The organism is Streptomyces sp. NPDC093065 (assembly GCF_044754585.1).
In the GTDB taxonomy this organism is placed as follows: domain Bacteria; phylum Actinomycetota; class Actinomycetes; order Streptomycetales; family Streptomycetaceae; genus Streptomyces.
In genome coordinates, this window is the sequence record NZ_JBIVPJ010000002.1 from 487111 (window position 1) to 510433 (window position 23323).

The 23323-nt window shown below is 72.4% G+C and carries 24 protein-coding genes; 10 read left to right on the forward strand and 14 right to left on the reverse strand.

Annotation, left to right across the window (positions count from 1 at the left end):
- The first annotated feature begins 42 nt into the window (after positions 1–42).
- A complete protein-coding gene (locus ACIQFU_RS05120) occupies positions 43–627 on the forward strand; it encodes a Uma2 family endonuclease (protein ID WP_402549044.1) in 585 nt (194 codons plus the stop codon).
- A gap of 1 nt (position 628) precedes the next feature.
- Here ACIQFU_RS05120 and ACIQFU_RS05125 read toward each other — a convergent pair whose 3' ends face one another.
- Positions 629–1549 carry an AEC family transporter gene (locus ACIQFU_RS05125; protein ID WP_402549046.1) on the reverse strand — a complete coding sequence of 307 codons (921 nt, stop codon included), beginning with the start codon at positions 1547–1549 and terminating at the stop codon, positions 629–631.
- A gap of 134 nt (positions 1550–1683) precedes the next feature.
- Between ACIQFU_RS05125 and ACIQFU_RS05130 the strand changes: the two genes are divergently transcribed.
- Positions 1684–2070 carry an STAS domain-containing protein gene (locus ACIQFU_RS05130; protein WP_402549047.1) on the forward strand — a complete coding sequence of 129 codons (387 nt, stop codon included), beginning with the start codon at positions 1684–1686 and terminating at the stop codon, positions 2068–2070.
- Here the strand turns inward: ACIQFU_RS05130 and ACIQFU_RS05135 are convergent.
- Positions 1963–2967, reverse strand: coding sequence for a sigma-70 family RNA polymerase sigma factor (locus tag ACIQFU_RS05135; protein WP_402549049.1), 1005 nt, complete (start codon positions 2965–2967; stop codon positions 1963–1965). The two genes, ACIQFU_RS05130 and ACIQFU_RS05135, sit on opposite strands and share 108 nt — an antisense overlap.
- Positions 2968–3107: 140 nt before the next feature.
- Complete coding sequence (locus tag ACIQFU_RS05140) at positions 3108–4421, reverse strand: MFS transporter (protein ID WP_402549051.1); 1314 nt, start codon at positions 4419–4421, stop codon at positions 3108–3110.
- Between the two features lie 63 nt (positions 4422–4484).
- On the opposite strand from ACIQFU_RS05140, the gene ACIQFU_RS05145 reads away from it, so the two are divergent.
- Together ACIQFU_RS05145 and ACIQFU_RS05150 are read left to right on the forward strand one after the other, a co-directional pair.
- Positions 4485–5438: a LysR substrate-binding domain-containing protein gene (locus ACIQFU_RS05145; RefSeq protein WP_402549052.1), complete on the forward strand. Its 954-nt coding sequence runs from the start codon at positions 4485–4487 to the stop codon at positions 5436–5438.
- 59 nt (positions 5439–5497) lie between these two features.
- Positions 5498–5884 (forward strand): VOC family protein, encoded by a 387-nt coding sequence (locus ACIQFU_RS05150; protein ID WP_402549054.1) that lies wholly within the window; start codon positions 5498–5500, stop codon positions 5882–5884.
- A gap of 44 nt (positions 5885–5928) precedes the next feature.
- Here the strand turns inward: ACIQFU_RS05150 and ACIQFU_RS05155 are convergent, their stop codons facing one another.
- The gene (locus ACIQFU_RS05155; protein ID WP_402549056.1) at positions 5929–6690 is read right to left on the reverse strand and encodes an alpha/beta hydrolase; all 762 of its coding nucleotides are present in this window, start codon (positions 6688–6690) and stop codon (positions 5929–5931) included.
- 182 nt (positions 6691–6872) lie between these two features.
- Here ACIQFU_RS05155 and ACIQFU_RS05160 point away from each other — a divergent pair, with 182 nt between their 5' ends.
- A complete protein-coding gene (locus tag ACIQFU_RS05160) occupies positions 6873–8075 on the forward strand; it encodes an adenosine deaminase (protein WP_402549057.1) in 1203 nt (400 codons plus the stop codon).
- Positions 8076–8215: 140 nt separating this feature from the next.
- Entirely contained in the window at positions 8216–8584 is a 369-nt protein-coding gene (locus ACIQFU_RS05165; protein WP_402549058.1) for an ATP-binding protein, read from the forward strand.
- An 82-nt stretch (positions 8585–8666) separates the two neighbouring features.
- Here ACIQFU_RS05165 and ACIQFU_RS05170 read toward each other — a convergent pair whose 3' ends face one another.
- From ACIQFU_RS05170 to afsQ1, 5 genes are all read right to left on the reverse strand, one after another.
- Positions 8667–8870, reverse strand: a complete 204-nt coding sequence (locus tag ACIQFU_RS05170; protein ID WP_003974070.1) for a PspC domain-containing protein — start codon at positions 8868–8870, stop codon at positions 8667–8669.
- Positions 8871–8965: 95 nt separating this feature from the next.
- On the reverse strand, positions 8966–9517 hold the full coding sequence (locus ACIQFU_RS05175) for a VanZ family protein (RefSeq protein WP_402549060.1): 552 nt from the start codon (positions 9515–9517) through the stop codon (positions 8966–8968).
- 134 nt (positions 9518–9651) lie between these two features.
- On the reverse strand, positions 9652–10263 hold the full coding sequence (locus tag ACIQFU_RS05180) for a hypothetical protein (protein WP_402549061.1): 612 nt from the start codon (positions 10261–10263) through the stop codon (positions 9652–9654).
- Positions 10263–11870, reverse strand: a complete 1608-nt coding sequence (gene afsQ2 / locus ACIQFU_RS05185) for a two-component system sensor histidine kinase AfsQ2 (RefSeq protein WP_402549062.1) — start codon at positions 11868–11870, stop codon at positions 10263–10265. Before afsQ2 ends, ACIQFU_RS05180 begins: the two co-directional genes overlap by 1 nt.
- Positions 11867–12544 carry a two-component system response regulator AfsQ1 gene (gene afsQ1, locus ACIQFU_RS05190; protein WP_003974066.1) on the reverse strand — a complete coding sequence of 226 codons (678 nt, stop codon included), beginning with the start codon at positions 12542–12544 and terminating at the stop codon, positions 11867–11869. Before afsQ1 ends, afsQ2 begins: the two co-directional genes overlap by 4 nt.
- 252 nt (positions 12545–12796) lie before the next feature.
- Between afsQ1 and ACIQFU_RS05195 the strand changes: the two genes are divergently transcribed.
- On the forward strand, positions 12797–13567 hold the full coding sequence (locus tag ACIQFU_RS05195) for a SigE family RNA polymerase sigma factor (RefSeq protein WP_402549063.1): 771 nt from the start codon (positions 12797–12799) through the stop codon (positions 13565–13567).
- A gap of 194 nt (positions 13568–13761) precedes the next feature.
- On the opposite strand, the gene ACIQFU_RS05200 is transcribed toward ACIQFU_RS05195, so the two are convergent.
- Positions 13762–14364: a uridine kinase gene (locus ACIQFU_RS05200; RefSeq protein WP_402549261.1), complete on the reverse strand. Its 603-nt coding sequence runs from the start codon at positions 14362–14364 to the stop codon at positions 13762–13764.
- A gap of 191 nt (positions 14365–14555) precedes the next feature.
- On the opposite strand from ACIQFU_RS05200, the gene ACIQFU_RS05205 reads away from it, so the two are divergent.
- Complete coding sequence (locus tag ACIQFU_RS05205; protein WP_402549065.1) at positions 14556–14963, forward strand: hypothetical protein; 408 nt, start codon at positions 14556–14558, stop codon at positions 14961–14963.
- Between the two features lie 159 nt (positions 14964–15122).
- On the forward strand, positions 15123–17123 hold the full coding sequence (locus ACIQFU_RS05210; protein ID WP_402549067.1) for a bifunctional serine/threonine-protein kinase/glutamate ABC transporter substrate-binding protein: 2001 nt from the start codon (positions 15123–15125) through the stop codon (positions 17121–17123).
- Positions 17124–17219: 96 nt separating this feature from the next.
- On the opposite strand, the gene ACIQFU_RS05215 is transcribed toward ACIQFU_RS05210, so the two are convergent.
- From ACIQFU_RS05215 to deoC, 3 genes are read right to left on the reverse strand one after another with little or no spacing between them, the layout of a single operon-like run.
- Positions 17220–18116: an aldehyde dehydrogenase family protein gene (locus tag ACIQFU_RS05215; RefSeq protein WP_402549068.1), complete on the reverse strand. Its 897-nt coding sequence runs from the start codon at positions 18114–18116 to the stop codon at positions 17220–17222.
- On the reverse strand, positions 18109–19557 hold the full coding sequence (locus tag ACIQFU_RS05220; RefSeq protein ID WP_402549069.1) for an aldehyde dehydrogenase family protein: 1449 nt from the start codon (positions 19555–19557) through the stop codon (positions 18109–18111). Before ACIQFU_RS05220 ends, ACIQFU_RS05215 begins: the two co-directional genes overlap by 8 nt.
- A gap of 5 nt (positions 19558–19562) precedes the next feature.
- Positions 19563–20546: a deoxyribose-phosphate aldolase gene (gene deoC / locus ACIQFU_RS05225; RefSeq protein WP_402549070.1), complete on the reverse strand. Its 984-nt coding sequence runs from the start codon at positions 20544–20546 to the stop codon at positions 19563–19565.
- A 114-nt stretch (positions 20547–20660) separates the two neighbouring features.
- Here deoC and ACIQFU_RS05230 point away from each other — a divergent pair, with 114 nt between their 5' ends.
- Positions 20661–21368, forward strand: coding sequence for a PH domain-containing protein (locus tag ACIQFU_RS05230; protein WP_402549071.1), 708 nt, complete (start codon positions 20661–20663; stop codon positions 21366–21368).
- Between the two features lie 56 nt (positions 21369–21424).
- Here ACIQFU_RS05230 and ACIQFU_RS05235 read toward each other — a convergent pair whose 3' ends face one another.
- Positions 21425–23104 carry a phospho-sugar mutase gene (locus ACIQFU_RS05235; protein ID WP_402549263.1) on the reverse strand — a complete coding sequence of 560 codons (1680 nt, stop codon included), beginning with the start codon at positions 23102–23104 and terminating at the stop codon, positions 21425–21427.
- Positions 23105–23323 lie beyond the last annotated feature (219 nt).

A 23323-nucleotide genomic window follows, 5' to 3' on the forward strand; every position in this document is an offset into this window, starting at 1 on the left:
TCGGCATGCTGGGACCGGTGACGCACCGATGGGAGAACCGCCATGAGCGCACTCACCGTGAGCCAGGAGCCCGACCAGAGCTGGGACGACCTCGTCCGGTTCTGGGAGGAGATGGATTGGCCCGAGGGCAGCAAGGTGGAGATCATCGAGGGGATCATCACCGTGTCACCGGCTCCGGGACTGCCTCACAACGACATCACTGATCGCATTCAGCGCCGTCTGTATGCGGTGATCCCTGAGCAGTGGGGGATCTATCAGACTCTCGCGCTTTCGGTGCCGTCCCGCCTCGCGATGCTGATCCCGGATCTCGTGGTGACGCAGCTGCCGGACCACACGGAGTCCGACACCCACATCCCCGCCGCCCTGGCAGAACTCGTCGTCGAGGTCACCTCCAAGTCCAACGCCCGGCACGACCGCATCAGTAAGCCCGCCGCCTACGCCACCGCGGGAATCCCCCTCTATCTCCTCGTCGACCGCTGGGCCCCCGGCGGGCCCACAGCGACGCTGTACGGCGAACCGAAGGGTGACGTCTACCGGGTGCTGAGCGCGGCGAAGTTCGGCGACCCCCTGACGCTCCCCGCCTCCTTCGACCTGACCCTCGACACCAGCGAGTTCCCCGAGGCCTGACTCACCCGAGCACCGCCGCCACCCCCACCAGCACCGGCACGGACACCACCGTGGACACCAGGATCGCGTCGCGGGCCAGGCGCTCGCCGACCCCGTAGGTCGACGCGTACGTGTACAGGTTCTGCGCGGCCGGGAGCGCCGACGTCACCACCACATCGAGCAGTTGGGCGCCCCGCAGACCGAAGACCCCCGACGCCAGCGCCCAGGCCACCGCCGGCTGCCCCACCGCCTTCAGTGTCACCGCGAGCAGCACGGGCCGCCGCTCCACGCCCCGCAGCGGCATCGTGGAGCCGGACAGGCCGATGCCGAAGGCCAGCAGCACCGCCGGGACCGACATGTTGCCGATCAGCGTCACCGGGTCCATGACCGGGTCGGGCACCTCGAGGCCGCTCGCCGCGACCGCCACCCCGGCGAGCGAACCCAGCGCTATCGGGTTGCGCAGCGGCGTCAGCAGCCGCCGCCACAGGGTGCCCTGCCCGCCCCCGCGCGACAGGTCCAGGATCGTCACCGCCACCGGCGTCACCAGCACCAGCTGGAACAGCAGCACCGGCGCCACCAGCGAGGCGTCGCCCAGGACGTACACGGCGATCGGGATGCCGAGGTTGCCGGAGTTGACGTAACCGGAGCAGAGCGCGCCGATCGTCGTCCGGCCCACGCCCCAGCGGCGTACGGCGCCCACCGCGACGAACGCACCGGCCACCGCCAGCGTGGACAGCGCCGTCACCAGCAGCCGGGCGGAGAAGACCACCGACAGGTCGGCCGTCGCGAGGGTCGTGAACAGCAGGGCGGGGGAGGCCACGTGGAAGGCGAGCTTGGTCAGCACCTCGCGGCCCTGGGGGCCGAGATGGCCGCGCAGACCGAGCACATAGCCGACACCGATCACGACCGCGATGACCGCGAAGCCGGTCAGCACCCCCTGCACGGCACCCCCCGCCGGACGAGGAGGCGGGTGCCGGGCGGCGCGGCGGAGGCGGGACGGGATATGTGGGGCATACAGCGAACCCTCTGCCGGAGGGCACGCGCAGGTCAATGTGATCCCCGGCCGCCCCGGCACCGATGAGTTCCCGGGCGACGCCGGGTCTACCGCACGTGGACGCCGTGACACCCGCCGTACTCGTGCTGCCGGGGCCCGTCTCCCGAGGGGAGACGGGCCGGCTCTGCGACGAGGTGCGCGCGCTGCTGGCAAGCACCCGGGCCGGGGTGGTCGTCTGCGACATCGGCGGGCTCGGGCCACCGGGGCTCGCCGTCGTCGACCTGCTGGCCCGCCTGGAGCTCACCGCCCGGCGGGCCGGGGGCCGGATCCGGCTGCGCGACCCCGATCCGGCCCTGCCCGCCCTACTCGACCTCGTCGGCCTCCGCTTCGAGACGGAGCGGCAGGTCGAACAGCGGGAACCACCGCTTGGTGTCGAGGAAGCAGTGGAACCCGGTGATGCGGCCCTCTGAGATCTCCAGGACCTGCACCGCCCACGGCGCGAAGCCGCCCGCCTCCGGGTCCGGCTTGTAGTGCGCGAAGGCCGGCAGCCCGTTGGCCTCCACCCGCAGCAGCCGGGAGCCCGCGCACGCGGCACCGAGCGTGGTCATGAAGCCGGTGATGTCCGCCGGGCCGGCCAGCCACAGGTCGAACGGCGGCATCGTCATGACCGCGTCCTCGTGCAGCAGCGCCGTCAGCGCCGTCATGTCATAGCCCTCGAAGGCCGCGACATAGCGCTCCAGAAGCTTCTGCTGCTCCTCGTCCAGCGGGTCGGACACCGCCGCGTCGGCACCGCGGTCCTCGCGCTCGGCGAGTGTGGCGCGGGCGCGCTGCAGGGCGCTGTTGACGGACGCGACCGAGGTGCCGAGCAGCTCGGCGACCTCGCTCGCCCGCCACGCCAGCACCTCGCGCAGGATCAGCACCGCCCGCTGCTTGGGCGGCAGCTGCTGCAGGGCGGCCATGAAGGCGAGCCGCACGGACTCCTTGGCGACCGCGGCCTCGGCCGGGTCGGCGGTCTGCGGCAGCACGCGGGCGTCCGGCATCGGCTCCAGCCAGGTGTGGTCGGGGCGGGGGGACAGGGCGGCCTGGGTGAGCGGCGTCGAGTCCGTCAGGTCCATCGGACGCGCCCGCTTGTTGCCCGCGCTCAGCATGTCCAGGCAGACGTTGGTCGCGATCCGGTACAGCCAGGAGCGCAGGCTGGAGCGGCCCTCGAACTTGTCGTAGCTCCGCCAGGCGCGCACCAGGGTGTCCTGTACCGCGTCCTCGGCCTCGAAGGAGGAGCCGAGCATCCGGTAGCAGTACCCCGTCAGCTCGGGCCGGTGCTTCTCCAGCGCGGAGTCCAGCTCCGTCGTCACGGTGCCGTTGGTCATCGTCCACCCACCCCTGTGGCGTCCCGTCGTGCGCGTCTTCGCGCCTCGCACTTCGGAAGCTACCGCAGGGGACTGACAATGGCCTGTGCAGTCATGAAAGGTGCAGGTCGGAGCGGGGGCGCGGCGGGGGCGCGGAAGGGTCAGCGGGACAGGCCGAGCGCCTTCACCGGCGTGCCCGCGGCCCGGCGGGCGGCCAGCGATCCGGACACCGTGATCACCACGACGCCCAGCACCGCGAGCACCCCCACCGCGACCGTCCCGGCCCAGCCGCCGGAGTGGAAGGCCACCGCGCCGACCGTGCTGCCCGCGCTGGAGCCGACGTAGTAGGCGGACTGGTAGAGCGCCGAGGCCTGGGCGCGGCCGTGCCGGGCGGTCTTGCCGACCGCCGAGGAGGCCACCGCGTGACCGGCGAAGAAGCCCGCCGTGATCAGTACCAGGCCCAGCAGGACCAGCGGCAGCGACGGTGCCAGGGACAGCAGCAGGCCCGCCGCCGTCGTACCGGCGCCGAGGTACAGCGCCCCGCGGCGGCCGAGGCGGCCCACCAGCCGGCCCGCCGTCGACGCCGAGACCGTACCGACCAGGTAGACCAGGAAGATCGAGCCGATCAGGCCCTGTGGGAGGGAGAAGGGCGACTCCGTCAGCCGGTAGCCGATCACCGTGTAGACGCCGCCGAACACCGTCATGAACAGCGCGCCGATCGCGTACAGGCGGCGCAGCAGCGGGTTGGCGAGGTGGTCGCGCACCGTGCGGACCAGGACCCGCGGGCGCAGCGAGCCGGGCGTGAAGTGCCGCGGCGCCGGCAGCAGCAGCCGGAAGGCCACCGCGCACGCCACCGCGACCAGGCCGACGACCCCGACGGCGACCCGCCAGCCCCACTCCTGGGCGACCCAGCCGGTGATGACCCGGCCGCTCATGCCGCCCACGCTGTTGCCCGCCACGAACAGGCCGATCGCGGTGACCAGCGCCCGCGGCCGCACCTCCTCCGCGAGGTACGCCGTCGCCGAGGCCGGCAGCCCGGCCAGCGCCGCGCCCTGCACCGCCCGCAGCGCGACCAGCGCCGGCAGCGACGGGGCGAAGGGCACCAGCAGCCCGACGGTCACCGCGACCGCCAGCGAGGCCGTCATGACCGTACGCCGTCCGAACCGCTCCGACAGCGCGCTCATCGGGAGCACGAACACCGCGAGGCCACCGGTCGCTGCGGCCACCGTCCAGCTCGCGTCGCCCGCCGTGACGCCCAGGTCGCCCGAGATCAGCGGCAGCAGGGCCTGGGTGGAGTAGAGGAGCGCGAAGGTCGCGATGCCCGCCAGGAACAGCGCGAGACTCATCCGGCGGTAGCCGGGGCCGCCCGGCGCCATGCGCGAGTCGGGCGTCTCGGGAACGTCGGCGACGTCGGGAGCGGAGACTGCGGGCGCGGCGTCCACGCTGGTGGACGCCCCGGTATCGGCGGGAGTCATGCCACGAACGTACGAAGCCCCTTACTCATCCGTCCAATGCATGGAATGGCCATAATCGTTCCCATGGCGCATCAGCAGAGCTCACGGCCCCGCATGTCACTGTCCGGTGACACAGAAGACATCGTCGCGCTGCTCGCGCCCCGCCTGGCGCACTTCGCCGGCGTGGCCCGCACCGAGCACGTCACCCGCGCCGCCCAGGAGATGAACGTCCCCCAGTCCACCCTCTCGCGCGCCCTCGTCCGCCTGGAGGAGGACCTCGGCGTCGACCTGTTCGTGCGCCGCGGCCGCACCCTCGCGCTGACCGTCGCCGGGCGGACCTTCCTCGGCTCCGTCGAACGCGCCCTCGCCGAGGTCGAGCGGGCCGCCGACGAGGTCCGCGCCGACGCCGACCCGGCCACCGGCAAGGTCGCCTTCGGCTTCCTGCACACCATGGGCGCCGAGACCGTCCCCGGACTGCTGCACGCCTTCCGCGCCGACCACCCCCGCGTCCGCTTCAGCCTCGTGCAGAACTACGGCGAGGCCATGCTTGAGCGGCTGCGCGCCGGGGAGCTGGACCTGTGCCTGACCTCCCCGGTCCCGGACGCCCCCGATCTGGTCGCCCGCCGCCTCGACGAGCAGAAGCTGCGCCTGGTCGTCCCCGCCGACCACACCCTGGCCGGACGCAGGCGCATCCGCCTCGCCGAGGCCGCCGACGAGATCTTCGTGACCCTGGAGCCCGGCTACGGCCTGCGCCGCATCACCGACGCCCTGTGCAAGGAGGCCGGTTTCCGGCCCCGGGTCGCCTTCGAGGGCGAGGAGGCGGAGACGCTGCGCGGCCTGGTCGCCGCGGGACTCGGCGTCGCCCTGCTGCCGCCGCCCGCCGTGCCCCGCCCCGGCGTGGTCGAACTGACCGTCACGGCCCCGCGCGCCGCCCGCGAGATCGGCGTGGCCTGGCTGGCGGGCCGCACGGACACACCACCCGTCGCGGCGTTCAAGAAGTTCCTGCTGTCGAGGCGGGGCGGCCTCCTGCCGTCCTGACGGCGGCCACTCCCGGCCGGCACATGGCGCCGCCCGGCCCGCGCGAGGACCATGGCCGGATGGCCCGACTCCACGACATCGTCTTCGACTGCGCCCGCCCCGCGTCCACCGCCCGCTTCTGGGCCGCCGCCCTCGACGACTACGCCGTCGCGCCCTACGACGAGGCGGAGTTGGAACGGCTGCGCTCCCTGGGGATCACCAGCACCGAGGACGATCCCACCGTGCTCGTCGAACCGGACGGCGCCGGGCCCCGGCTGTGGTTCCAGCTCGTACCGGAACCCCGGAGCGCGAAGAACCGCGTGCACCTGGACCTGCGGACCGCGGACCCCCAGGCGGAGCTCCGCCGGCTCACCGCCCTCGGCGCGACCGTCCGGACCCGGCATCCGGACCACCTCGTGCTGGCCGATCCCGAAGGCAACGAGTTCTGCCTGTACCCGGCGGGCTGACCGCGGCCCCGGGAGCGCCCGGGTGCGGGAGAGCCCCCGCCGGCCTACCGCCGCAACGACTTCCCGAACCCCGCCGCCAGCGGCATGCGCAGCCCCAGCGGCGGGGGCGCGGCCAGGGCGTCCTCCACCGGACGCGAGAAGGACTGCCCGAACAGCGCACCCATCACGAAGTCCTCCGCCAGGGCGGCGACTTCGTCCCGGTACTGGCGCAGCCCGTGGCCGTCGGAGTGCACCTCGAACCGGCACACGGAGCGGTTCGCCTTCTTCGCCCGGGAGGCCAGCCGGAACGACAACTCCGGGTCGCTGCGCCCGTCGTTCGTGCCGTGCACGATCAGCACCTGCCGCCCGGCGAGCTGCTTCACCGGTTCGGGTGTCGCGGCCACGTCGTCCTCCGGCAGCCAGGGAGCGATCGCCAGCACCGAGTTGACGGCCTCGTGCCCGGCCGCGCGCAGCGCCGCCCGGCCGCCCATGCCGGTGCCGAGCAGGCACAGGGGAACGTCGCCGTAGCGCCGTACCGCCTCCTCCGCGGCCCATTCGGCGTCCCGGGCGAGGTGCGCCTCGGCGCCGTTCCAGCCGCGGTAGCGGTAGTGCACGACATGCGTCGCCAGCCCCTCCTCCCGGCCCGCCCGTGCCAGTCTGCGCCCCAACGCGCGTACGGACGCGGCCGCGAGCAGCGCGGAGGGCCTGCGGTCGGAGACCTCGTCGCCCCCGGGGAGCAGCAGCACCACACCGCTCACCGCCGTCCCCTCCGGACCGAGCGTCCGCCCCAGCCGGGCCCGACGGACCGGCGTCGCTTGCTGTGCCATGGGAGCAGATTCTCAGAAGACCGGGTGTACGGAACCCGTCCGCGCGGTCACCGTTACATATCGGGGAGTCCGTACACCGTCCGCGGCCGTGCCGGCTCCGGCCGTCAGCGCGGGCACCGCGCGTCCGTGCGGGTCCGTGCGTTCGCCCGGTGTTCTACGCGCGTAGGAGTTAGAGTGCGGAAATGACGAGCCAGAGCACCGAGAAGAGCGCCGCGGCGAACAGCGCGACGGGCACCGCGACCGTCTCGAAGACACCGTCGCCCGACCGGATCCGCCGGGCGCCCAAGGTTCTCCTGCACGACCACCTCGACGGCGGGCTGCGTCCCGGCACGGTCGTCGAGCTCGCCCGCGAGACGGGCTACGAGGGCCTTCCCGAGACCGACGCCGACCTGCTCGGCACCTGGTTCCGGCAGGCCGCCGACTCCGGGTCCCTGGAGCGGTACCTGGAGACCTTCTCCCACACCGTCGGCGTCATGCAGACCCGCGACGCCCTGGTCCGGGTCGCCGCCGAGTGCGCCGAGGACCTCGCCGAGGACGGAGTCGTCTACGCCGAGGTGCGGTACGCGCCCGAGCAGCACCTGGAGAAGGGGCTGACCCTCGAAGAGGTCGTCGAGGCCGTCAACGAAGGCTTCCGGGAAGGGGAGCGGCGCGCGCGGGGGAACGGCCGCCGCATCCGGGTCGGCGCCCTGCTCACCGCCATGCGGCACGCCGCCCGCTCCCTGGAGATCGCCGAACTGGCCAACCGCTACCGAGACCTCGGCGTCGTCGGCTTCGACATCGCGGGCGCCGAGGCCGGCTACCCGCCCACCCGGCACCTGGACGCCTTCGAGTACCTGAAGCGGGAGAACAACCACTTCACCATCCACGCCGGCGAGGCCTTCGGGCTCCCCTCCATCTGGCAGGCCCTGCAGTGGTGCGGCGCCGACCGGCTCGGGCACGGGGTGCGCATCATCGACGACATCCAGGTCCACGAGGACGGCTCGGTCAAGCTCGGACGGCTCGCCTCCTACGTCCGGGACAAGCGCATCCCGCTGGAGCTGTGCCCCAGCTCCAACCTCCAGACGGGCGCCGCCGACTCCTACGCCGGGCACCCCATCGGGCTGCTGCGCCGACTGCACTTCCGGGCCACCGTCAACACGGACAACCGGCTGATGTCCCACACCAGCATGAGCCGCGAATTCGAGCACCTTGTCGAGGCGTTCGGTTACACGCTCGACGACATGCAGTGGTTCTCCGTCAATGCGATGAAATCAGCGTTCATTCCTTTCGATGAACGACTGGCCATGATCAATGACGTCATCAAGCCCGGATATGCGGAGCTGAAGTCCGAATGGCTGTTCCAGCAGACCGCTTCCACCAGCGGTGATGCGGAGGACGAGGGCTGATCGGGAGGGGACGGTAATACGGATGCGCGGACCGGCTTTCACAATCCGTCCGCATTTCGATGTTTGCCCACCGGGGTGAGGCGTGTTTACGGTCGAGCACCGCTCACATCCCCGTCACCCCATTACGAGGACGCATTTCCATGAAGCAGTCTGCTGCCAAGACCCTCGGTGTCGCCGCCCTCGGTGCCGCCTTCGCCGCCGCCGGCGCCGGGGCGGCCACCGCGGCCCCCGGGCTCCCCGACACCGCGCAGACGGTGGACTCCGTCGCCCGCACCCTCCCCGCGGAGACCGTCTCCCAGGTCGCGCCCGGCGCGGGCAACGTGCTGGAGCAGGGCCGCAGGATCTCCGGCACCGGCCTGACCGCCGCGCAGCCGGTCGTCGAGCAGGTGGTCGCCGAACAGCTCGCCGAGGGCCCGACCGAGCCGGTCGCCAAGCTGCTCGGCGGAGTGCCGCTGAAGGGCCTGCCCACCCAGGGGCTGCCGGTCAACGGCCTCCCGATCGGCGGCTGACCCCGCCTTCCCCGCACACGCCGATGGGGCGCACCCGGAGACCGGGTGCGCCCCATCGGCGTACCAGAGGGGAGGTACGTCGTCACCAGGCCGTGCGGGCGGCCTTCTCCTCGGACGGGAGCAGGATCCACAGGGCCAGGTAGAGCAGGAACTGCGGACCGGGCAGCAGGCAGGAGACCAGGAAGATCACCCGCATCGTGCCGGCCGAGGTGCCGAAGCGCCGGGCCAGCGCGGCGCACACTCCGCCGATCATGCGGCCGTGGGTGGGGCGGGCGAGGCTGGACATCGCGGCTCCTTCGTGAGCGTGTGGGTGGGGCTGCCCTCCGGCTTCCCCTTCATCTGCCCTCCACGCTACGGAGACGAACGGAACAAAGCGTCGCTCTACGGGGCGATGCCGACCCTGGGAATCGTCGGGGTCCGACCCTGAGCGGGCTCCTCCTGGGGTACGTCCTCCCGCTCGCCGTACCGGTACCGGCGGCGGAGCCGGGCCCGGCCCGCGGGGACGACGGCGAGGTGCGCCAGGGCAACGCCCACCGTGTTCAGCAGCACCGAGTCGATGTCGACGACCTGACCGGGCACCCCGGTCTGCAGCAGCTCGATGCCCACCGACAGCAGGGCGGCCGCGGCCGTGGTGCGCAGCAGGGACGCCAGCGGCGAGACGTGCAGCCGCCCGCCGGCCAACGGCAGCAGGACGCCCAGCGGCGCCAGCAGCGCCAGCCCGCCCCCGAGCGAGCGCGCGGCCTCGGGCCCGCCCAGCGCCAGGTCGGCACGGATCCCGGCGAAGGGCTCCAGGTTGGGAGGCAGCACCCAGGGAACGTCCAGCGGTCGCAGCGCGTACCAGGCGACGAACGCGAGATGCGCGACGAGGAGAACGCTTCCTGTCACACGGATGCGGAGCGCGACGCTGCCGCCGAGGAACCCATGACGCTGCACGTCCCCCTAGACGCGGCCCGCGCCGCGCACGGTTCCGGTCCCTCACACGCAAGGGTGAGGCTTGCGCCACATGGCTCCGTACGGCCTCCGCGGCCCGTACGGCTCCCGCCGCCCCGTACGGGCGCCGCGGCCCCTCAGCCCCCCGCGACCTCGTCGGCCGGCGGCTCGTTGCTGCCGGGCCGGGACCGGACCTCGTCCGTGCAGGTGTAGCGGCGGGCGGACCGGTCTGCGGGGCCGGCCAGGATCACGGACCCGTCGCCCTCGGCCGCGGCGGAGTCGGAGAAGGTGCACACGACCTGGGCGAGGGCGTACGAGGTGAGGTCGTCGGGATCCGTGCTCAGCCGCAGCGTGTCCTCGGGATCGCCGGAGCGCGGTCCGGTCACCGTGATCCCGCGGCGCACGTCCGACGTGTACCCGGCCTCCTTCTCCGCGGGCGACGGCTGCTCCGCCAGCTCGTTCAGCAGCCCCTGGGCCACCAGCACGCGCCGCCCAGAGTCCGACGCGCCGTCCGGCGCCCGCACCGTGCGGTCCACGGCCACCAGCGACGAGCCGCACAGCAGGAAGACCTGCGCCGGCAGTCCGGGCGTGGCCCGCGTCGACACGTCCGGCTCGGCGAGCGAGCAGCGCACCCGCGAGGGCGCGGGGCCGTAGTCCGTCGGCACCTCGGTGGCGCGGATGCCGCACCCGGCCAGCAGCACGGCCAGTACCGGGAGCCCGCAGAGGGCCGGCAGACGGCGTACGGTCATCAGACCTGTCCCTTCGCGTCCTTGCCCCGGTCCTCGGTTCCCTCGTCGGCCGCGCGGTCCTCGTCGGCGGGCGGGGACGGGTCTTGCGGCAGCCGCAGCGTGAACACCGCGCCGCCCTCCGGGGCGTTCTCGGCGGTGATCTCGCCGCCGTGGATGTGCGCGTTCTCCAGGGCGATGGACAGGCCGAGCCCGCTGCCCTCGGAACGCGGCCGGGAGGCGCTCGCCTTGTAGAAGCGGTCGAAGACGTGCGGCAGGACGTCCTCGGGGATGCCGGGGCCGTTGTCCCGCACCCGGATGACGATCTCGTCGTCCGCCCGCGCCACGGACACCCTGACCGGCGATCCGCCGTGCTTGAGCGCGTTGCCGATCAGGTTGGCGAGGATGACGTCCAGACGGCGCGGGTCGAGCCGGGCGTGGATGCCGCGCTCGGCGTCCAGGTCGACGGCGTCCAGCCAGGCACGGGCGTCGATGCAGGCGGTGATCTGGTCGGCCACGTCGACGTCGTCCAGGACGAGACGGGCGGTGCCCGCGTCGAAGCGGGTCACCTCCATCAGGTTCTCCACCAGGTCGTTCAGCCGCCGCGTCTCGCTCACCACCAGCCGTACGGCCGGCTCGACCATCGGGTCGAAACTCCCGCCCTCGCCCTCTGCCTCGCCCGCGTACTCCAGCTCCTCCTCCAGCACCTCCGTCACCGCGGTGAGCGCCGTCAGCGGCGTACGCAGCTCGTGGCTCATGTCCGCGACGAAGCGCCGGGAGGCCTGCTCCCGGCCCGCCATGTCCGCGACCCGCTTCTCCAGGTTCTCGGCGGCGTTGTTGAAGGTGCGGGACAGATCGGCCAGTTCGTCGGTGCCGGACACCCGCAGCCGGGTGTCCAGCTTCCCCTCGCCCAGGCGCCGCGCCGCGACCCCGAGCCGGTGCACCGGCTTCAGCACGGTCGTCGCCAGGGCCTGGGCGAGCAGCGCGGAGCCGAGCAGGGCGAGCGCGGTGGCGATCCCCAGCGACCAGGCGAGCGAGTTCAGGTCCTTCGCCTCCGGTTCCAGCGACTTGAGCATGTAGCCGGTCGGCCCGCCGCCGATCACCTTCGTGCCGGCCACCAGGTACGGGGTGTCGTCGTCGGTTATCCGCTGCCAGTACAGGTGGTACGGGTGCTTGTTGGCCGAGGTGAGCTTCTGCTCCTTGTTCACCGCCGTGCGCAGCGACTCGGGCACGTCGGACAGCGTGAAGCCGCCCAGGCCGCCGGAACTGCCGTACACGGCGTCGCCGTCGGCGCCCTCGGCGACCAGCAGCACGCCGAACCGCTGGCTGCTGTTGGCCATCTGCCCCGCGGTGTGCTGCACCTCGTCCTGCGTGGGGTGCTCGGGCAGCGCGCCCGCCCGGTTCTGCATCTCCTGGCCGAAGTCGCGCAGCACGGCGTCCTGGGTACGGGTGAGCACCGCCTCCCGGTTCAGCCAGTACGCGATGCCGGACGCCGACACGGCGGCGGTGAGCGCCACGAGCCCGAAGACGAGGACCAGCCGCAGGCGCAGGCTGGTGAAGCGCAGCCCGGACCAGACTCCCTTGCGAGCCGCGGCCAGACCGCGGGCACCCCCCTGGTTCTCCTTGGTCACTGAGGCGGATCCAGCCGGTAGCCGACACCCCGCACGGTACGGATCAGGGTCGGGGACGACGGCACGTCCTCGACCTTGGCGCGCAGCCGCTGGACGCACGCGTCCACCAGCCGGGAGTCACCGAGGTAGTCGTGCTCCCACACCAGCCGCAGCAACTGCTGCCGGGACAGCGCCTGTCCCGGCCGCCGGCTCAGCTCGAGCAGCAGCCGCAGCTCGGTCGGCGTCAGCTGGAGGTCCTCGCCGTTCTTCGTCACGGTCATCGCGGAGCGGTCGATGACCAGGCTGCCGAAGCTCGCCGAGTCGGTGGACTCCCGCTCCCCGCGCCGCAGCACGGCCCGGATCCGGGCGTCGAGGACCCGGCCCTGGACGGGTTTGACCACGTAGTCGTCCGCGCCCGACTCGAGACCGACGACCACGTCGATGTCGTCGTTGCGCGCGGTCAGCAGGATGATCGGCAGCTGGTCGGTGCGCCGGATGCGACGGCACACCTCGAAACCGTCGATGCCGGGCAGCATCACGTCCAGCACGATCAGGTCCGGCCGCTGCTCGCGCAACAGCTTCAGACCGTCCTCACCACTGGCAGCGGTGGCCACCCGGTGGCCCTGGCGGGTCAGGGAGAGCTCCAGGGCCGTGCGGATGGCGTCGTCGTCCTCGATCAGCAACAGGGAAGGCACGTGCTCATTCTGGCCCATGAGGGGGTGGGTGTTCGACCTGTGGGTGCGGATGGGGTCCGACCACGCCGCCGGACCCTGTGAAGGAACGGTGGTGCGACCGTGACGGACCCCTGTGACAGCTCTGTGACAGTCGGCGGACACGGCCATGAAGTCGCCGGGGCAAGCTTTTCGTCACAAGCAAGACGGCAAGTCGCAACACGGCAAGTCGCAGCACCAGACCGAACACCGGAAGTCCACGACGGGGGGCGCGAGATGAACACGCTGAAGGGCACCAACACCAGCGCAGTGGTCACGCGTCTGCACGACGTGCACGCACACCGGGGTTCCGAGAAGTCCGGTGCCGTGAGCGGGCGGGGGTGCGCTCGCGGCACCGGGCGTCAGCACACCGCGTACATGACGGTGGTCGACGCCCGCACGGGGGAAACGGGGAACACGGGGGACCGGGGGGAGACGCACGGGGGAACCGCGTACGGGGAGGCGCAGGGGGAGCGCACGTCACTGTCGGAGGCGGAGTTCACCGCCTACGTGCAGGAGCGCCGCTCCTCCCTGTACGCGACCGCCTACCACCTGACCGGGGACCGCTTCGAGGCCGAGGACCTGCTGCAGAGCGCGCTGTTCTCGACCTACCGGGCGTGGGACCGGATCAGTGACAAGGCGGCGGTCGGCGGATACCTCCGCCGCACCATGACCAACCTGCACATCAGCGCCTGGCGGCGCCGCAAGCTCAACGAGTACCCGACCGAGGAACTGCCGGAGACGCCCGGCGACATGGACGCGATGCGCGGCACCGAACTGCGCACGGTCCTGTGGCAGGCGCTCGCCCGGCTGCCCGAACTCCAGCGCACCATGCTGGTCCTGCGCTACTACGAGGGCCGCACGGACCCGGAGATCGCGGACATCCTCGACATCAGCGTCGGCACGGTGAAGTCCAGCATCTGGCGGTCGCTCCGCCGGCTGCGCGAGGACGAGGTCCTCAGCTTCGGCCGTGACCGTGAGGACGCCTTCGGCGAACTGGTCGCCTGAGGGCAGGGGGCGGGGCCCCGTGAAAAAAAATTCGGGCCGGGGTGTATCAGGGGGCGGGACCCGGGCTCTAACTCACGGGGAAGCACCACGGGGGACACGGGGATCACGGGGGATCCACGGGGGAGTGGAAAGGGAGCGGGACTGGAGGGCCGGGGGGTCCGTCCAGTCCCGCTTCCGCGTGCAGGGGGCAGGTGTCACACCGTCGTACGGCTGGTGGCGCACCGGCCGGCCGCCGCGGCGGCCAGGCGGCCCATCGCCTCGTCCCGGTCGCAGGCGTGGGCGCCCAGGGCCGTCTGCCGGGCGATGACCGACCGCTCCTGCCGCATCAGCCGCCAGCCCCTGCGCAGCAGGAACGGCACCGACTTGCGGCCCTCGCGCAGATCCCGCAGGAACCGGCGGCGGAAGGTCGTCAGCGGGCCCCGGCTCAGGCACAGCGCGTCGGCCAGGACGCCCAGCTCCCGGCAGCGCCCCACCAGTTCCGCGGCGAAGATGCCCTCCGCCAGGAACAGTGGCGTCCGCCCGATGTCGACCGTGTCCTCGCCGGTGCGGGCACTGAGCGAGAGGTCGTAGACCGGCACGTCGGTACGGCCCGTGCGGCACAACTCCCCGATGGCGGCGACCGCCGCGTCCGCGTCCCACGACGCAGGGTGGTCCCAGTCGATGTCGGAGCTCTGGGGCACCGTCGGCAGCGTCGGGTCGGTGCCCTCCTTGTAGAAGTCGTCGAGGCGCAGCACCGGGAGACCGGAGTGCGCGGCGAGGAGGGACTTGCCGGAGCCGGAAGGGCCGCAGAGCAGCACGACTCGCGTCGGTATGGGCGGATGGGAGCTCACGGGAGACCAGTCTGAGGCATCGAACGGCCGTCGTACGACCCCGCGGGCGGACTTTGCCGCGCGCATCACATCTCGGTCGCGCTGTGCGGTGACCTCATCACGGTGCGCACTGTTGTCAGGGCAGTCCGTAGCAATCCACACCAAGAGGTGGCTCACCGATGGCCCGACACGCGTCCCCCCGCACACCCGCCGCCCAGCGCGCCCTGGTCCTCCTCGCGACTGCCGGAGTCGCCCTCGGCGCAGGCGCGGCCACGGCCTCCGCGGCGGACGGCGGCGAAACGATCGCCGGCCTGGCCCACACCCGCCCCACCTCGCTGGGCAGCATCGACCCGCAGGCGGGCCTGGCGGCCGTGACCGGCACCGTCGGCTACGTCACCGGCCCGGTCGCCGACCTCAAGCCCAACCCGCTGGCCGGCACCGGCGTCGACCCGCTGGACAACGGCGTCGGCACCAAGGTCGCCGACTTCCAGCCGCTGACGTCCACGGCCCTGACGGGGCCGGTCGCGCAGGCGCAGTCCCTGGGTTCCGTGCCGGTGGTGGGGGAGGTGACGGGGCTGCTGCGCTGACGCGGTTTCGCGCACGTCGGGCCGCGATCCCTCCGAGCGGGGGTCGCGGCCCGTTTCCGTCGGGGTGGTTCGCCCTGTCCGTTCGTCGCGGGGGCTTTGCGGGGCGGCCGTCTAATCTGTGGTGACTCACGTTTCGCGCAAGTGGTGCTAGGGGGCCGAGTGCACAACGACGATGGAATCAACGGGGCCGGCGGCGGAGCCGACGGGCATCCCGAGGATCGTCCCCCCGCCCCCCACACGGTGATCGACGGCCGTTACGAGCTGCTGGAGCCCATCGGCAGTGGCGGGATGGGCGAGGTCTGGAAGGCCCACGACCGGCGGCTGCGCCGGCTCGTCGCCGTGAAGGGGCTGCTCGACCACCGGGCCATGACCGCGGACACGCAGAAGGCGGCCATGCAGCGGGCCCGCCGGGAGGCGGAGGCGCTGGCCAAGATCGAGCACCAGAACGTGGTGACGGTCCACGACCGGATCGAGACCGCCGACCAGGTCTGGATCGTGATGAAACTGCTCGAAGGGCAGTCGCTGGCCGACTTGTTGAGCCGTGACCGGGTCCTCGGCGTGCCCAGGGCCGCGGAGATCGGTCTCCAGATGGCCCAGGGCCTGCGGGCGGTGCACGAGGCGTCGGTCCTGCACCGCGACGTCAAGCCGGGCAACGTACTGGTGCGGGACGGCGGCCAGGTGGTCCTGGTGGACTTCGGCATCGCCACCTTCGAGGGCGCGGACCGGGTCACCCGGCACGGCGGCGTCATCGGCACACCCCCCTACCTCGCGCCCGAACTCTTCGCCCCCGCCTCCCCAGGCCCCACGTCCGCCTCCGACCTGTGGGCGCTGGGCGTCACCCTGTACGAGATGGTCGAGGGACGCCTGCCCTTCGGCGGCAGCGAGGTCTGGGAGGTGCAGGCGAACATCCAGCAGTCGCCCGAGCCCGTCCTCCGGTACGCCGGCCCTCTCGGTCCCGTCGTCCAGGCGCTGTTGGTCACGGACCCGGACAGCCGCCCGGACGCGGCCACGGCGGAGGCGATGCTCCGGGAGGTCCTCGCGGATCCGGCCCCGCCGACCCCGGCCAGGCCTGCCACTCCGGCCCCCGCCCCCGTACCCACGGTCCGGTCCGCGCCGCCCGCCCCACGGCCCACGCCGGCGGAGGCCGTACGGGTACTCGACACGTCGCCGTCCGAGGCCGCTCTTCCCGAGCCGTCGCCGAAGGCGGGGGGCGGAGACCGCGGTGGCTTCCGGGGCTGGAAGGCGGCGGCGGTCGTGGTGTGCGCCGCTCTGCTCGCCGGAGGAGGCTGGCTCCTGTCGCAGAGCGGCTCGGGGGACAAGCAGGACGACGCGGCGGGGGAGCGGGGCGGGGGAGCCGCCGAGGGGGGCACGGAGAAGGCGTGGGAGCAGTGGAGGAGCGAGAACGAGCGGCTGACCATCGGTGCCAAGAGCGACCAGCCCGGACTGAGCTTCCGCGACAAGGCGGGCGTGTGGAGCGGATTCGACATCGACATCGCCCATGCCCTCGCCGGAAAGCTGGGCTACGACCGGGACCACGTCGATTTCTACCCGGTGACCACGGGGAACCGGGCGAGCAAGTTGGCGAACGGGGACGTGGACCTGGTCATCGCCTCGTACAGCATGACCGCTGAACGCGAGAAGAAGGACAACATCAACTTCGTCGGCCCCTACTACAAGGCCGGCAGCAGCCTCCTCGTCCGCAGGCACTCAGTGAACCACGACCTCAACAGCGCAGCCGACGTGAAGACGCAGCACGTCCAGGTGTGCACCGCACGGGATTCCACGTACGCGAACAGGTTGCAGACGGAGGGCTACACCACAGGGAAGTGGCAGCCCGATTCCTACAAGGAGTGCGTGGACAGGCTGCTGGACGAGCAGTCAGCGGTGTACGCGGTCGCCTCGGACGACGTGCTTCTCGCCGGGTACGCCAACGACGATCCGAAGAACCTGAAACTGCTCCCCAGCGGCGCGGGCTCGGAACCGTACGGGGTGGCGCTGCCGAAGGGCAAGCCTCTGCTGAAGAGCAAGGTGTGCTCGGGACTCCAGGAGGTCCTGGCCGGAGACGAGTGGTCCGAGATGTACATGAAGGACCTGTCCCCGCTGACCGGAAGGAAGACGCCGCCGAGCAAACCGGAGCTGCGGCCGTGCTCCGGTGAGTGAGTGACCTGGCGGGCCGCGGCTCCTCCGGACGGAGCGGAGCCGCGGCCCTGTCGGCGGGGCGGGTGGCGCCGAGTGACGGTGAGGACGGGGAGTCGGTCAGTACGACGAACCCGAGGCGCCCAGTGCGCCCGTCGGGTGCCAGACGGTCTTCGTCTCCAGGAACGCCGTCATGCGGTCGGTGCCCGGCGTCGCCGACCAGTCGGCGTCGTCCACAGGCTGTGGACGCAGGACGCGCTTGAGGTTGTCCGCCGCCGCGATCTCCAGCTCCTTGGCCAGCTCCTCGTCGGCGCCCGCGAGGTCGATCGCGTTGACGTCCTGGTGGGAGGCGAGCGGGGTGGCGATCTCCGCCGTGCGGCCGGAGAGGATGTTGACCACGCCGCCGGGGAGGTCGGAGGTGGCCAGGACCTCGCCCAGGGAGAGGGCGGGGAGCGGGGACTTCTCCGACGCGATCACGACCGCCGTGTTGCCCGTCGCGATGACCGGGGCGATCACCGAGACCAGGCCCAGGAAGGACGACTTCTGCGGGGCCAGGACGGCGACGACGCCGGTCGGCTCCGGGGAGGACAGGTTGAAGAAGGGGCCCGCGACCGGGTTGCCGCCGCCGACCACCTGGGCGATCTTGTCGGTCCACCCCGCGTACCAGACCCAGCGGTCGATCGCGGCGTCGACCTGCGCCGCCGCCTTCGACTTCGACAGGCCCTCGGCGTCGGCGACCTCCGCGACGTACTGGTCGCGGCGGCCCTCCAGCATCTCGGCGACGCGGTAGAGGATCTGGCCGCGGTTGTACGCCGTCGCCCCGGACCAGCCGCCGAACGCCTTGCGCGCGGCGACCACCGCGTCACGGGCGTCCTTGCGGGAGGAGAGGGGGGCGTTCGCCAGCCACTTGCCCTTCGTGTCGCTCACCTCGTACACCCGGCCGCTCTCGGAACGCGGGAACTTCCCGCCGACGTACAGCTTGTAGGTCTTGAACACCGACAGTCGTGCATCAGACATCGAGGTACGCCTCCAGGCCGTGGCGGCCGCCCTCGCGGCCGAAGCCCGACTCCTTGTAACCGCCGAACGGCGAGGTCGGGTCGAACTTGTTGAACGTGTTGGACCAGATCACTCCCGCGCGGAGCTTGTTCGCGACCGCCAGGATGCGCGAGCCCTTCTCCGTCCAGATGCCGGCCGACAGGCCGTACGGGGTGTTGTTGGCCTTGGCGACCGCCTCGTCCGGCGTCCGGAACGTCAGCACGGACAGGACCGGGCCGAAGATCTCGTCGCGGGCGACGGTGTGCGCCTGGGTGACGTTCGTGAAGAGCGTCGGGGCGAACCAGTAGCCGTTCTCCGGGAGTTCGCAGGCCGGGGACCAGCGTTCGGCGCCCTCCGCCTCACCCTGGTCGGCGAGGGCGGTGATCCGGGCCAGCTGCTCGGCGGAGTTGATCGCGCCGATGTCGGTGTTCTTGTCCAGCGGGTCGCCCAGGCGGAGGGTGGTGAGCCTGCGCTTGAGGGAGTCGAGCAGCTCGTCGTGGATCGACTCCTGCACCAGCAGGCGGCTGCCCGCGCAGCAGACCTGGCCCTGGTTGAAGAAGATGCCGCTGACGACGCCCTCGACGGCCTGGTCGATCGGGGCGTCGTCGAAGACGATGTTGGCGCCCTTGCCGCCCAGCTCCAGGGTGAGCTTCTTGCGGGTGCCCGCGACCGTGCGCGCGATCTGCTTGCCGACGGCCGTGGAGCCGGTGAAGGCCACCTTGTTCACGTCGGGGTGGGCGGTCAGCGCGGCGCCGGCGCGGCCGTCACCGGTGATGATGTTGACGACGCCCTTGGGCAGGCCGGCCTGACGGCAGATGTCCGCGAAGAACAGGGCGGACAGGGGGGTGGTCTCGGCGGGCTTGAGGACCACCGTGTTGCCGGTCGCGAGCGCCGGGGCGATCTTCCAGGCCAGCATCAGGAGCGGGAAGTTCCACGGGATGACCTGGCCCGCGACGCCCAGCGGGCGCGGGTTCGCGCCGTAGCCGGCGTGGTCGAGCTTGTCGGCCCAGCCCGCGTAGTAGAAGAAGTGCGCGGCGGCCAGGGGGAGGTCGGCGTCCCGCGTCTCCTTGATCGGCTTTCCGTTGTCCAGGGTCTCCAGGACCGCGAGCTCACGGCTGCGCTCCTGGATGACGCGGGCGATGCGGAAGAGGTACTTCGCGCGCTCCGCGCCGGGCAGCGCCGACCATTTCTCGAAGGCCTTGCGGGCCGCCTTCACCGCGCGGTCGACGTCCGCCTCCCCGGCCTCGGCGACCTCGGAGAGGACCTCCTCCGTGGACGGCGAGACGGTCTTGAAGACCTTGCCGTCGGCCGCGTCGGTGAACTCGCCGTCGATGAACAGGCCGTACGAGGGGGCGATGTCGACGACCGCGCGGGACTCGGGCGCCGGTGCGTACTCGAATGCGGATGCGGATGCAGATGCCATGGTGATCAGTCCACCGTCACGTAGTCGGGGCCGGAGTAACGGCCTGTGGCCAGCTTCTGGCGCTGCATCAGCAGGTCGTTCAGCAGCGAGGAGGCACCGAAGCGGAACCAGTGGTTGTCCAGCCAGTCCTCGCCCGCCGTCTCGTTGACCAGGACCAGGAACTTGATCGCGTCCTTCGCGGTGCGGATGCCGCCGGCCGGCTTCACGCCGACCTGGACGCCGGTCTGCGCGCGGAAGTCGCGGACCGCCTCCAGCATGAGGAGCGTGTTGGCGGGCGTGGCGTTGACCGCGACCTTGCCGGTGGAGGTCTTGATGAAGTCCGCCCCGGCCAGCATGCCGAGCCAGCTCGCGCGGCGGATGTTGTCGTACGTCGACAGCTCGCCGGTCTCGAAGATGACCTTCAGGCGGGCATCCGTGCCGCAGGCCTCGCGCACGGCGGTGATCTCGTCGTACACCTTCATGTAGTGCCCGGCGAGGAACGCGCCGCGGTCGATGACCATGTCGACCTCGTCGGCGCCCGCCGCCACGGCCTCGCGCACGTCGGCCAGCTTGACGGCCAGTGAGGCGCGGCCGGCCGGGAAGGCGGTGGCCACCGAGGCGACCTTCACGCCGGAGCCGGCGACGGCCTCCTTCGCGGTGGGCACCATGTCGGGGTACACGCAGACGGCGGCGGTGGCGGGGGCCGTGCGGTCGCTCGGGTCGGGGCGGACCGCCTTCGCGCCGAGCGCCCGGACCTTGCCCGGGGTGTCCGCGCCTTCCAGCGTCGTCAGGTCGACCATCGAGATGGCGAGGTCGAGGGCGTACGCCTTCGCGGTGGTCTTGATGGAACGGGTGCCGAGGGAGGCGGCGCGCGCCTCCAGGCCGACCGTGTCGACGCCGGGCAGCCCGTGGAGGAAGCGGCGCAGCGTGCTGTCGGACGCGGTGACGTCGGCGAGTCCGTGTGCGGGGCCGTTCGTGGGTCCCTGTGCGGCGGGTGCAGTGGTGGGCATGGTCACCAGGTGAGCATATCTACGCGCGTAGCGGTCTGTACAGCCCCGGACGCGGGTTCGGTGGAACGGCACCGCCTGTGAAGCTCCGCCCGGGCGTCGGGCACAATCGGCTGCATGACGACCCCGGAGCCCCAGTCGCCCTCGCCGCAGCCGACGGAACCCGTGTCCAAGGACCGGATCTACCGCTCGCCCGCAGGCATCGCCGGAGGCGTGCTGGTGCTCGCCCTCGCGCTGTGGCTCGGTATCGACGCCCTGGTCGTGGGCGAGGGGAACACCCGCTGGAAGGCGCTCGCGGTGCTGCTCTTCCTCGTGCCGCTCGTCGCCGCCTACACCGTGCGGCCCGCCGTCTTCGCGAACGAAGACCGGCTGCGGGTGCGCAATCCGTTCCGCGTGATCGTGCTCCCCTGGGGGCAGGTCGAGTCGTTCCGGTCCGCCTACTCCAACGAGGTCTTCGCCGACGGCGGCGACAAGTACCAGCTGTGGTCCATTCCCGTCTCGCTGCGGGGGCGCAAGAAGGCCGCGCGGCGGGAGGACCGGCGGGTCGCCGGTGGTGCCGGTGGTGGCCGCAGGCGCGGTGGGATGCTCGGGGGCGCGGGTCAGCCCGGCTCGCGGTTCGACGGGCCGGCCTCCGCCGCCGTCGAGGCGGACGGGCCGGTGCGGGCCCAGGGCGACAAGGTCATGGACGAGCTGCGCGAGCTGTGGGAGGCGCGGAAGGACGCCGCGAGCTCCAAGGGCGAGGTGACGGTGCGGTGGGCCTACGAGATCGTCGTGCCCGTGGTGGTCGGGGCGGTGGCGCTGGCGGTGCTGCTCGGGATCGGGTGAGAGTCCGGGGCATCGGGTGAGTGTCGTCCGGGGGCCCTTGCGGGCCCCCGGTCTCGTCAGATGCCGGCTGCCGCCGACAGGTCGCGCTTGAGTCCCGTCAGCAGGTCCGTCGCCCTCGCCCGGGCCGCCGGGAGACCGGCGTGCGTGGCGACCGGGACGACCACCTCCAGGTAGCACTTCAGCTTGGGCTCGGTGCCGCTCGGGCGGACGATCACCCGGGCGCCGTCGAGCGTGTAGCGCAGGCCGTCCGTGGGCGGCAGCGTGTCCGTGCCCCGGGTGAGGTCCTCCGCCTTCGTGACGGGCAGGCCGGCGAGGCCCGTCGGGGGCTGTTCGCGCAGGCGGTGCATCGCGGCGGCGATGAGGGAGAGATCCTCCACGCGGACCGAGAGCTGGTCGGTGGCGTGCAGGCCGTGCTCCACGGCGATGTCGTCGAGGAGGTCCAGGAGGGTGCGGTCCGCTTCCTTGAGAGTCGAGGCCAGCTCCGTGATCAGGAGGGCCGCGGTGATGCCGTCCTTGTCGCGGACGCCCTCCGGGTCGACGCAGTAACCCAGGGCCTCCTCGTAGCCGTAGCGGATGTTCTCCACGCGGGCGATCCACTTGAAGCCGGTCAGGGTCTCGACGTGGGGGACGTTCGCCTTCGCGGCGATGCGGCCGAGGAGGGAGGACGACACGATCGACTCCGCGAACGTGCCGTGTGCTCCGCGGGTGACCAGGTGGGCGGCGAGCAGGGCGCCGACCTCGTCGCCCCGGAGCATGCGCCAGCCGGCCGGGTCCGCGGGGTCGGGTACGGCGACGGCCAGGCGGTCCGCGTCCGGGTCGTTGGCGATGACCAGGTCGGGGGCGGTCTCGCGGGCCCTGGCGAAGGCGAGGTCCATCGCGCCGGGCTCTTCCGGGTTGGGGAAGGCGACGGTGGGGAAGTCCGGGTCGGGGTCGGCCTGCTCGGTGACGACGACCGGCGGCGGGAAGCCGGCCCGGTCGAAGGCGGCGAGGAGGGTGTCCCTGCCGACGCCGTGCATCGCGGTGTAGACCGTGCGGGCGGTGCGGGGGGAGCCGGGGGCGAGGACGGCGTCCGTGCGGGTGAGGTAGGCGTCGAGGACGTCGTCGCCGAGGGTCTGCCAGCCGGATTCGGGGCGGGGGACGTCGTGGAGGGAGCGTACGGCGTCGATCTCCGCGGCGATCTCGGCGTCGGCGGGGGGCACGATCTGGGAGCCGTCGCCGAGGTACACCTTGTAGCCGTTGTCGCGGGGCGGGTTGTGGCTGGCGGTGACCTCCACGCCGGCCACGGCGCCGAGGTGCCGGATCGCGAAGGCGAGCACGGGGGTGGGGAGGGGGCGGGGGAGTACGGCCGCCCTGAGGCCGGCACCCGTCATCACCGCGGCGGTGTCGCGGGCGAAGTCCTCCGACTTGTGGCGGGCGTCGTAGCCGACGACGACCAGGCCGGCCGTGCCGTCCCCGTGGGGGGTCCCCTGCTTCTTCAGGTACGCGGCGAGGCCGGCGGCGGCACGGATGACGACCGAGCGGTTCATGCGCATCGGGCCGGCGCCCAGTTCGCCGCGGAGGCCGGCGGTGCCGAACTGGAGGGTGCCGGAGAAGCGTGCGGTGAGCTCGGCGTGGTTCCCGGCGTGGGTTCCGGCCTCGATGAGGCGGGCGAGCTCCGCGCGGGTGTCCGCGTCGGGGTCCTCGGCCAGCCATGCCTTGGCTCGTGCGAGGAGGTCGTCGTCGTTCACGTCTTGCACGTCTTCCACGTCGGTCAGCCTCTCGGGTGCGGTGTCGGTACGTTGTGGTGCGGGTGCGGGTGCGGGTGCGGGTGCGGGTGCGGGTGCGGGTGCGGATGCCTGCGGCGCCTGTGCGGGTTCGGTGGGGGTGCGCGTGGCGCCCTGGGTTCGGTGGTGGGTCGGGGGGGGGGCGGGGGGGGGGGGGCCGCGCGCCAGCCCCGCGACCCTCGCGCCCACAAA